Annotated in this window: 11 protein-coding genes and 3 pseudogenes; 7 read left to right on the top strand and 7 right to left on the bottom strand. The window is 73.8% G+C overall.

Going from position 1 to position 8,583, the window contains the following annotated elements:
• The 4 genes and pseudogenes from ACNAYW_RS17565 to ACNAYW_RS17550 all read left to right on the top strand — a co-directional run.
• A pseudogene (locus tag ACNAYW_RS17565) lies at positions 1-232 on the top strand (mycofactocin biosynthesis glycosyltransferase MftF); the annotation flags it as partial.
• Between the two features lies 1 nt (position 233).
• A pseudogene (locus ACNAYW_RS17560) lies at positions 234-689 on the top strand (GMC family oxidoreductase N-terminal domain-containing protein); the annotation flags it as partial.
• Between the two features lie 28 nt (positions 690-717).
• Positions 718-803, top strand: a pseudogene (locus ACNAYW_RS17555) (hypothetical protein); the annotation flags it as partial.
• 1 nt (position 804) lies between these two features.
• On the top strand, positions 805-1,511 hold a 707-nt coding region (locus tag ACNAYW_RS17550), incomplete at its 5' end, for a GMC oxidoreductase (protein ID WP_415850948.1).
• A 16-nt stretch (positions 1,512-1,527) separates the two neighbouring features.
• Here ACNAYW_RS17550 and ACNAYW_RS17545 read toward each other — a convergent pair.
• The 3 genes from ACNAYW_RS17545 to ACNAYW_RS17535 are packed head-to-tail and all read right to left on the bottom strand — an operon-like array spanning position 1,528 to position 4,066.
• Positions 1,528-3,162: a dihydroxyacetone kinase family protein gene (locus ACNAYW_RS17545; protein WP_415850947.1), complete on the bottom strand. Its 1,635-nt coding sequence runs from the start codon at positions 3,160-3,162 to the stop codon at positions 1,528-1,530.
• Between the two features lie 9 nt (positions 3,163-3,171).
• Positions 3,172-3,603: a SixA phosphatase family protein gene (locus ACNAYW_RS17540; RefSeq protein ID WP_415850946.1), complete on the bottom strand. Its 432-nt coding sequence runs from the start codon at positions 3,601-3,603 to the stop codon at positions 3,172-3,174.
• Positions 3,604-3,613: 10 nt separating this feature from the next.
• Entirely contained in the window at positions 3,614-4,066 is a 453-nt protein-coding gene (locus ACNAYW_RS17535) for a SixA phosphatase family protein (protein ID WP_415850945.1), read from the bottom strand.
• Positions 4,067-4,106: 40 nt separating this feature from the next.
• On the opposite strand from ACNAYW_RS17535, the gene ACNAYW_RS17530 reads away from it, so the two are divergent.
• From ACNAYW_RS17530 to ACNAYW_RS17520, 3 genes are read left to right on the top strand one after another with little or no spacing between them, the layout of a single operon-like run.
• On the top strand, positions 4,107-4,319 hold the full coding sequence (locus tag ACNAYW_RS17530; RefSeq protein WP_415850944.1) for a hypothetical protein: 213 nt from the start codon (positions 4,107-4,109) through the stop codon (positions 4,317-4,319).
• 2 nt (positions 4,320-4,321) lie between these two features.
• A complete protein-coding gene (locus ACNAYW_RS17525; RefSeq protein WP_415850943.1) occupies positions 4,322-4,678 on the top strand; it encodes an RNA-binding S4 domain-containing protein in 357 nt (118 codons plus the stop codon).
• Positions 4,675-5,211, top strand: coding sequence for a GNAT family N-acetyltransferase (locus ACNAYW_RS17520; protein ID WP_415850942.1), 537 nt, complete (start codon positions 4,675-4,677; stop codon positions 5,209-5,211). Before ACNAYW_RS17525 ends, ACNAYW_RS17520 begins: the two co-directional genes overlap by 4 nt.
• On the opposite strand, the gene ACNAYW_RS17515 is transcribed toward ACNAYW_RS17520, so the two are convergent.
• Genes ACNAYW_RS17515 through ACNAYW_RS17500 form a run of 4 tightly spaced genes read right to left on the bottom strand, consistent with a single transcriptional unit; the run spans position 5,106 to position 8,383 of the window.
• On the bottom strand, positions 5,106-6,731 hold the full coding sequence (locus ACNAYW_RS17515) for an adenylate/guanylate cyclase domain-containing protein (RefSeq protein WP_415850941.1): 1,626 nt from the start codon (positions 6,729-6,731) through the stop codon (positions 5,106-5,108). The two genes, ACNAYW_RS17520 and ACNAYW_RS17515, sit on opposite strands and share 106 nt — an antisense overlap.
• Before the next feature lie 20 nt (positions 6,732-6,751).
• Positions 6,752-7,525, bottom strand: coding sequence for an enoyl-CoA hydratase (locus ACNAYW_RS17510; protein WP_415850940.1), 774 nt, complete (start codon positions 7,523-7,525; stop codon positions 6,752-6,754).
• Positions 7,526-7,541: 16 nt separating this feature from the next.
• Entirely contained in the window at positions 7,542-8,027 is a 486-nt protein-coding gene (locus ACNAYW_RS17505; protein ID WP_415850939.1) for an SRPBCC family protein, read from the bottom strand.
• A complete protein-coding gene (locus tag ACNAYW_RS17500) occupies positions 8,024-8,383 on the bottom strand; it encodes an ArsR/SmtB family transcription factor (RefSeq protein ID WP_415850980.1) in 360 nt (119 codons plus the stop codon). Before ACNAYW_RS17500 ends, ACNAYW_RS17505 begins: the two co-directional genes overlap by 4 nt.
• Positions 8,384-8,583 lie beyond the last annotated feature (200 nt).

Here is an 8,583-nt window from a genome sequence, read left to right as displayed (position 1 = left end):
GGCGGCGCTCCTCTCGCGCCGCGTCCGGCGGCGGGTACTGATCGCCGCCGCGGTGGAACCCGTCGTGACCTGGGCGGCGGCGGTGCGCCGGGAACCGTCGGCGCCCCACCCCGACCCCGTCACCTGGGCGGTGCTGCACCGCCTCGACGACCTCGCCTACGGCCTCGGCGTCTGGCAGGGCGCCGTCGCGCGGCGTGAGCTCGGGGCCCTGCGGCCCAGGATCACCCGCTGACATGGCGGGCGCCGCGCGGCTCACCGCGGACGCGGTGGTGGTGGGGGCCGGCAGCGCCGGCCTCGCGGTCGCGCACGCGCTGAGCCGCGACCGCGACGTCCTGCTCGTCGAGGGCGGACCCCTCGCCGCGGCCTCCCGCGCGACCCGGAGCCTCACCGCCCTGCCCGTCGGGCCCGGCGCCGATCGCGTCCGCCGATACGCCGAGGCCCGCGGGCGGGACGTGGTGCGGGGCAGCGGATTGGGCGGCTCCGCGGCCGTGAACGGCGGCTACTTCCTCCGCGGGCACCGGGACGACTACGCCGGCTGGCCGTGGCCGCCGGAGCGGATCGCCGCGGCGTTCGACCGCCTGGACGGCGGCGCCGCCGGCGGCGGGAGCATGCGCGTGTCCGCGTTCCCGGACGACGAACTGGGGGAGGTCGCGGGACGGTTCGAGTCCTACTGGCGCGCACAGGGGTACNNNNCGCCGAGCGCCNCGGCGTGGCCCNGGGCGGGCCTCAACCGCGTCCGGTCGAACCGGTTCGACGGCGCCCGGTGGACGGCGGCCGAGGCCCTCCCGCCCCGCGCTCACGGCNCCGCCCTCCTCCGCGCCACGGCGACCGCGCTGATCGGAGCCGGGGGCGCGATCGTGGGCGTGGACACGACGGCGGGACGGATCGACGCGCCCGGGGTCGTTCTCGCCGCGGGGACGCTGGGGTCCGGCGCCCTGCTGGCGCCGTGGACGGGACCGCTGCCGACTCTCGAACACCCCGAGCGCATCGTCCGCTTCGTCCCCCGCGCGCCCCTGCGTCCGGCCCCGCTGCTGCAGACCGTCGTGCACACCGCGGACGGCCTCGAACTCCGCTGCTACGGAGGCGACTTCGCGTCCTACATCCCGGGGGTGGAGCGGCGCGGCGTGCCGATCGGCGTCGCCGATATGAGCCGCCCGACGCACGGCGGCATCACGGCGGGCGGGGCCCTCGATCTCGGCGAGCCCGACGACGAATCCCGGTCCCGGATGGCGCGCGGCGTGGACGACGTCGTGGCCATGCTCCGCTCGCCCGCGTTCGCCGATCTCGTGGAACCCGGCTCGATCGCGGTCGACCCGGTGATCGGCATGTCCTCGCACACCTGGGGAACGCTGCCCCTCGGGGAGCGCACCGATGCCGCCGGGCGGATCGACGGCCTCGACGGCGTGCGGGTCGTCGACGGCTCGGTGCTCCCGGCCCCGCTGCGCAGCGGTCCGCACGCGAGCGTGCTGCTCGCGGCGTCGCTGATCGCGGAGACGATCCGCGCCGAATGACGCCCCGGCGCCGGAGCTATTCGCCGTTCGCCGCGGCCTCGAAGAGCCAGGACATCACCAGCGCACCGGGATCCGGCACACCGCGCACCGCGTCGCCGAGGTAGCTGGCGCGCCCGCGCGAGGCGGCGCTGTCGGCCGTCGCCGCCACGCCCTGCGCCGCGGCGGCGGCCGCATCCGCACGGGAACCGCCGCCGTCGAGCGCATCGGCGGCGGGGGAGAGGGCGTCCACCACGGTCTTGTCGCCGACGCGCGCGCCGCCCAGGTCGACCACCGCGTCGAGCCCCGCCCGCACGCCCCGGGCGAAGCCGGCACCGTCGGCCTGCAGGGCCCGCCCGAGCTCGGTGAAGAAGGTCCCGAAGACGGCGCCGGAGGTGCCGCCCGCCCGCACCAGGTAGGAGGTCGCGATGGTCTCGAGGACCTCGCCGTCGGTGCCGCGCAGCGGCAGCGGGAAGTGGCCGAGCGCGGCGGCCATGTTGGTGCCGAAGTCGCCGTCGCCGGCCTTGCGGTCCAGGTCGGTGAGCTCGTCGACCGACCGCTGCACCCGTCCCACGAAGTCCGAGAGCCACACGTTCGGCTCGCCCCGGTCGGCGGAGTCGTCCGGCCGGGCCGGCGCGAGCGGGTCCAGGTTCGACGGTGCCGTCGCCGTGTTCGGCCACCCCGGCGCGGACGTCGGTGCGTCCCACAGCGCGACGAGCTCGTCGTCGAGCGGGATCACGGTGAGCGAGGCGCCGGCCATGTCGAGGGCCGTGACGACCCGGCCGACCAGCGACCGCGTGACCTCGATCCCGCGTTCGGCCAGCTGCTTCACGGCCTCGGCGAAGAGCACGCCGGTCTCGAGGTCGGTGACGGCGCCGAGGTTGTTGACCACGACCAGCGCCCGGTCGCCGGAGCCGAGGCCGGTGCCGGGCAGGATCCGCGCCAGCAGGTCGGTGACGATCTCCTCGGCGGCGGTCGCGGCCCGCTCGTCGCGGGCGCGCTCGCCGTGGATACCGACGCCGAAGGCCATCTGCCCGTCGGGCAGATCGAACGAGGGGGCGTCGGCGCCGGGGACGGTGCAGGCCGAGAAGGAGACGGCCATGGAGCGGGCGCGGGACGCGGTCCGGCGTCCGACCGCGGCGACCTCCGCCAGCGACAGCCCGCGATCGGCGGCGGCGCCGCAGACCTTCTCCACCACGACGGTGGCGGCGGTGCCGCGCCGGCCGGGGCCCGCGGTGTCCTCGGTGGCGACGTCGTCGTCGACCAGCACCACCTCGGTGGCGACTGCCGGGGCGTCGCCGTCGGGGACGCCGACGAGGCGCCGGGCGACGGCGAAGTTCATCACGTCGCCGGTGTAGTTCTTCACCACGTGCACGACGCCGGCGCCGGTGTCGACGGCGCGGGTCGCGGCGGCCACCTGCACCGCATTGGGGGAGGTGAAGATCAGGCCGGGGCAGGCGGCGTCGAGCAGGCCCGCGCCGATCAGCCCGACGTGCATCGGCTCGTGCCCGGAGCCGCCGCCGGAGACCACGGCGACGCCGGAGGTCCGAGGTGTGCGGCGGGCGACGAAGCCGGCATCGTGCCAGGCCGCGTCGGGGTGGGCCGCGAGGACGCCCCGCAGCCCGTCGGTGAACAGTGATCCTGCGGAGTTCTCGAAGCGTGCGCGATGAGTCACGGCCCCACGTTAGCGAGGGATGTGCAGCTCCGCGTGACCTTCCCGGACGACCGTGAACGCCGAGGTGGGGAACTTGGCGAAGGTGAAGGTGGGGTCGAGGATCCGGGCCGCCTCGGCGAGGCCGGGGTCGTGGCCCACCACCAGGACGGTCGCCGCGTCGCCCCGCTCCGCGTCCACGAGCGAGAGGATCTCGGCGCCGGTCGCGCCGTAGAGCGCGGGCAGGAACCGCACGGGGGCGTCGACGGCGGCCTGCTCGAGCGTCGCCCGTGCGCGCTCGGCGGTCGAGCACAGCACGAGGTCGACGTCGTGCCCGAACCGGCGGATCGCCTTCCCCGCGAGCCCGGCCTGCCGGACGCCGCGCGGAGCCAGCGGGCGGTCGTGATCCTTCACCTTGTCGGGGTACGCGGACTTTCCGTGCCGCAGCAGGATCAGGGTGTCCATATCGGGCATCCTACGGGGTGAACCACGACCGCATCCGCCCCGAACCGGGCGTCGCCGGGCCGTCGTCGAGGTCCATCAGGACGACGGTGCCGGGCGCGAAGCCGGGCACCTCCGCGCCCGGGTCGAGCTGCATCGCCGCCTCCGGTACCCCGGGGAAGTGCGCGACCACGAGCAGCACCCCGATGTCCCCCGGAACGCCGTTGATCTCGTCCAGGACGCGCCGGCCGGGGCACTCGTACAGGTCCTCGGTGGCCGTCATGGGGCAGCGCAGGTCCATCGCGTGGAAGGTCTCGACGGTGCGCCGCGCCGCCGACACCAGCGCGTGGTCGGGCGTCAGCCCCTGCTCGGCGAGCCAGAGCGCGGACCGTCGGGCCTGGTCGCGTCCGTGCGCGCTGATCGGCCGGGCCTCGTCGGGGATCGACATGCCCGCCTCGCCGTGTCGCATGAGCGCCAGCACCGTCATGCCCCGATCTTGCCCTGCCGGGAATGCGTACATTGGTGACATGGCTGGAAAAGAGCTCGATCCCGCGCGCAAGAAGGCCGCGCTGGACGTCGTGAAGCAGCACCCGGGAATGGTCGCCGCCATGGCCGCGCCCGCCGTGGTGGTCGTCGCTGTCGGCTGGTTCATCGGCGGCGCCGGCCTCGGCCTGCTCCTGCTGGTGGCGTTCGGCGTCCTCGGTGCCGTCGGGCTGTCGCGGCTGCTGCGCGCCCGGTAGCCGTGCGGGTCGACGCCTGGCTGTGGGCGGTGCGGCTGACCAAGACGCGGTCGGCCGCCGCGACCGCGTGCCGCGGCGGGCACGTGCGGGTCAACGGTGCGACCGCCAAACCCGCGCAGCACATCGTGGTGGGCGACGAGGTGCGGCTGCGCCTCGCCGGCCGGGAGCGGATCGTGGAGGTCGTCACGCTGATCCCCAAGCGGGTCGGTGCGCCCGTCGCCGCCACCTGCTACATCGACAACAGCCCGCCGCCCCCGCCGCGGGAGATCGTGCTGTCCATGCCGCAGCGTGACCGGGGCGCGGGGCGCCCCACCAAGCGCGAGCGGCGCGAGACCGACCGACTGCTGGGGAGAGAATGACCACCACCGAGCCGCGCGTGCGGCGCGCGGGCGCCGCCGACGCCGCCCGGGTGGCCGCCCTCGCGGCCCGCACCTTCCCGCTGGCGTGCCCGCCCACCCTGGCGCGCGAGCACATCGCGGAGTTCGTGGCGACGCATCTCAGCGAGGCCGAATTCGACCGGCACCTGGCCGATCCCACGCACCACGTGCTCGTCGTCGACGGTGCGGACGGCCCCGTCGGGTACGCCCTGGTCCTGCACGGCCCCCACGACGAGGGGCCGCAGGCGCTGCGCGGCGCACCGTCGGCCTATCTGTCCAAGCTCTACGTCGATCCGGACCACCACGGCGGCGGCGTGGCCCGCGCCCTGCTCGACGCGGTCCGCGCCGGCGCCGCGGGCATGCCGGTGTGGCTCGGCGTCAACGCCGACAACGCCAGGGCGAAGCGGTTCTACGCCAAGTCGGGGTTCGTGACGGCGGGGGTGCGGGAGTTCACCGTCGGCGGCACGACCTTCGTCGACGACGTGCTGGTCCTGGCCGACACCGCGGGCGCGTAGAGCCGCGTCAGCTCGTCGCGGCCGCGCAGCTCCAGCTCGTCCGTGAACCGCCAGTGCTGCGACTCGGCCTCGCGGGCGGCCATGATCGCGGGCTCGGACGCGACCGGCAGGGAGGTGTCGCGTTTGGCGACCTCGGACAGGCGTGCGGACTCGTTGACCGGATCGCCGATCACCGTGAACTCGTAGCGCTCGATGGCGCCCACGTTGCCCGCGACCACCACGCCGTAGGAGACGCCGATGCCGGCGCGCAGATCCGGCACGGCGGCGGGCAGCCGGTCCGCGATCAGCCGGGCGGCGCGCAGCGCGCCGCCGGCCGGGTCCGGGTGGGGGAGCGGCGCGCCGAAGACGGCGAGGACCGCGTCGCCCTCGAACTTGTTGACCAGGCCGTCGTTCTCCTCGACGGCGGTCACGATCACCTCGAAGAACCGGTTGAGCAGTGCGACCACCTCGGTGGCCGGCCGCTGCCGCGCCAGCGTCGTGGAGCCCACGACGTCGACAAAGAGCACGCCCACGACCTGCTCGGAGCCGCCCAGCTGCACGCCGAGGCCCAGCGCCGACTCGGCGACGTCGCGGCCCACGTGCCGGCCGAACAGGTCCCGCAGCCGCTCCCGCTCGGCGAGCCCGGCGGTCATCTCGTTGAAGCCGGCCTGCAGCTCGCCCATGTCGGAGCCGTCGAAGATGCGGACGGCCACGTCGGTCTCGCCGTCGCGGACCCGGCGGATCGCGGCGCCCAGGACGCGCAGCGGCGCGGCGAGGGCGTCGATGTTGAGCAGCGAGATGAGCGGCCCGGTCAGGAGCGCGATCGCGGCCAGCGCGGCGACGGCGACGAAGATGTCGAGCTTGCTCGTGTCGTCGCGGAACGTGCCGAAGAGCACCACGAGGAAGATGCCCAGGATCGGCACCCCGGAGCCGATGGCCCACGCCGTCGCGGCCCGCATCCGCAGCCTGCCCTTGCGCGGCGCGCGGTAGCCGGCCTCCAGTGCCTGCGCCGCCGCGGGCCGCAGCGCGAACTCCGTGATCTGGTACGAGATGGCGCACACCACCACGCCGGACAGGCCCGTGACCAGCGCGATCTTCGGGATCAGATCGGGATCGATGGTGCCGTAGCCGACCGTCATCACCACCGTGCCGACGCCCCAGAGCAGTGCCTGCAGGGCCGTGAGCCGCCACGGGCCGACGATCGCGGCCTTCGCCTGCGCGGCGTTCGGCTCCTCCCGCCGGATGGACCAGCGCAGCGAGCGGACCAGTCGGACGGTGCCGATCGTCGCGCCGAGGACGAAGGCGATCGCGATGTACGTCGGAACCACCAGGTAGTTCATCCACCAGGCGTCCCACGGGATCGACGGCTCGGGGATGCCGACGGTGGCCAGCGCGATGGCCAGGCCCACGCCGATCAGGTTGGCGACGATCACGCCGATCGTGATGACCAGCTGGACCCGCACCCGGGTCAGCCGCGAGCTGTCGTCGGCGGACCCCAGGAGGATCGACCCGTAGTCGGCGCGCAGCCGCGGCAGCTTCATGCTGCTAAGTTACCGGGTCGTCACCGCCAGACGGGGGACCGTTTCTCCAGGAACGCCGTCATCCCCTCCTGCGCGTCGGGGATCATCGCGTTGGTCGCCATCACCTCGGCCATCGCGGCGTAGGCGTCCGGTTCGGTGCGGTCGATCTGGTCGTAGAAGGCGCGTTTGCCGATCGCCAGGGTCTCGCCGCTGGACGTGGCGATGCGCTGCGCGAGGTCGGTCACCGTCGTCTCCAGCAGATCCGCGGGCACGGCGGCGTTGATCAGGCCCCACTCGACGGCGGTCTCGGCGTTGATCATCTCGCCCGTGAGCAGCATCTGCATCGCGCGCTTGCGGCCGACGGCGCGCGAGAGCGGGATCATCGGCGTCGAGCAGAACAGCCCGATCTTGACGCCCGGCGTCGAGAACCGGGCATCGGAGGCAGCGATCGCCAGGTCGCAGGTCGCGACGAGCTGGCACCCGGCGGCCAGCGCCATTCCCTGGACCTGCGCGATCACGGGCTGTCGCGCGCGGTGCACCGCGGCCATGAGGTCGGTGCAGGCCGCGAAGATCTCACGCTCCTCGTCGAGCGTGCGGCCCACCATCTCGCTCAGGTCGTGTCCCGCCGAGAACGCCGGCCCCTCGGCGCGGATCACGATGACCCGCACCGCGGGGTCGGCGTCGAATCTCTCGAGCGCGGCGGTGGCCGCCCGCATCGTGGCGAGCGAGAGGGGATTGCGCCGGCCGGCGGCGTCGAGGGTGAGCACCCCCAGGCCGTCGGCGACGTGCGTGCGAATCGGTGCGGCGTCCGTCATACCTCGACGGTAACCATTACACCTCGCCGGACGCGAGGAGTTCGTCGAGCTTGGCGTAGCCGTCGTTGATGCCCTTCTCCATACCGCTGGCGAGCATGCCGTCGCGGCTCTCGAAGCTGTCGAGCAGGGAGACGGAGTGCATCCGGGTGCGGCCGTCGCCGAGGTCCTCGAAGGTCATGGTCTCCAAAGAGACCGACTCGGGCCACGCGTCGAAGGTGAAGGTCTGCACGATCCGGTCCTCTCCGACGTCGTGGAAGCTGCCGTGGAACGAGTAGCGCTCGTCGCCGCGGGTGTTGAGATAGGCCCAGCTGCCGCCGGTGCGCGCGTCCCAGTGCACGATCTCGGTGTCGATGTCCGACGGTCCCACCCAGCGCGCGTAGAGCTCCGGGTCGGTGTGGGCGCGGAACAACTGCGCCGGGGTCGCGTGGAAGTCGCGGGTGATGGTGATGGTGGGAAGGGTGGTGGAGGCCTCGATGGCGGCCTCGGTGTTCGTGTTGGTCATGATGCTGCTCCTTGTTCGGTGGTGTCGGTGGGGTTCTCTGCTGCGTTCAGGTCGGCCAGCACCGTGTCGAGGCGCTGGTAGCGCTGCTCGGCGCGGCGCCGATACCGCTCGATCCACCCGTTCATGAGGTCGAAGACCTCGGCCTCCAGGTGGGCGGGCCGTGCCTGGGCACGGCGGGTCCTGCTGATCAGGCCGGCGTTCTCGAGCACGGTGAGGTGCTTCGAGACGGCCTGGATGCTCACGTCGTAGCGCTCCGCGATCTCGGTGAGCGTGGCGTCCCCGTCGGCGAGGCGGGCGACGATGTCGCGCCGCGTGGGGTCCGCCAGTGCGGCGAACGCCTTGGACAGGTCGTCGATGTCGTCGTTCGTGGTGCACCTCCTCTGTGTTCAACCAATCTGTTGAATACGACGGTACGCCTCCGGTCGGCGTTGTTCAACCCCTTGGTTGAAAAAGGTTCGAACCGGCCGTCCGCCCCGCGCCGGGCGCGTGCCGGTGCTAAGAACGACGCATGCGAACGGCCGCCCCTCCCGCCCGTCCGACGCCCGCCCCGGCGGTC

Source organism: Tsukamurella ocularis, from assembly GCF_965138335.1.
Lineage (GTDB): Bacteria > Actinomycetota > Actinomycetes > Mycobacteriales > Mycobacteriaceae > Tsukamurella > Tsukamurella ocularis_A.
Note: the sequence above shows the minus strand (reverse complement) of the source record. Positions and strands in the feature narration are given on the sequence as shown.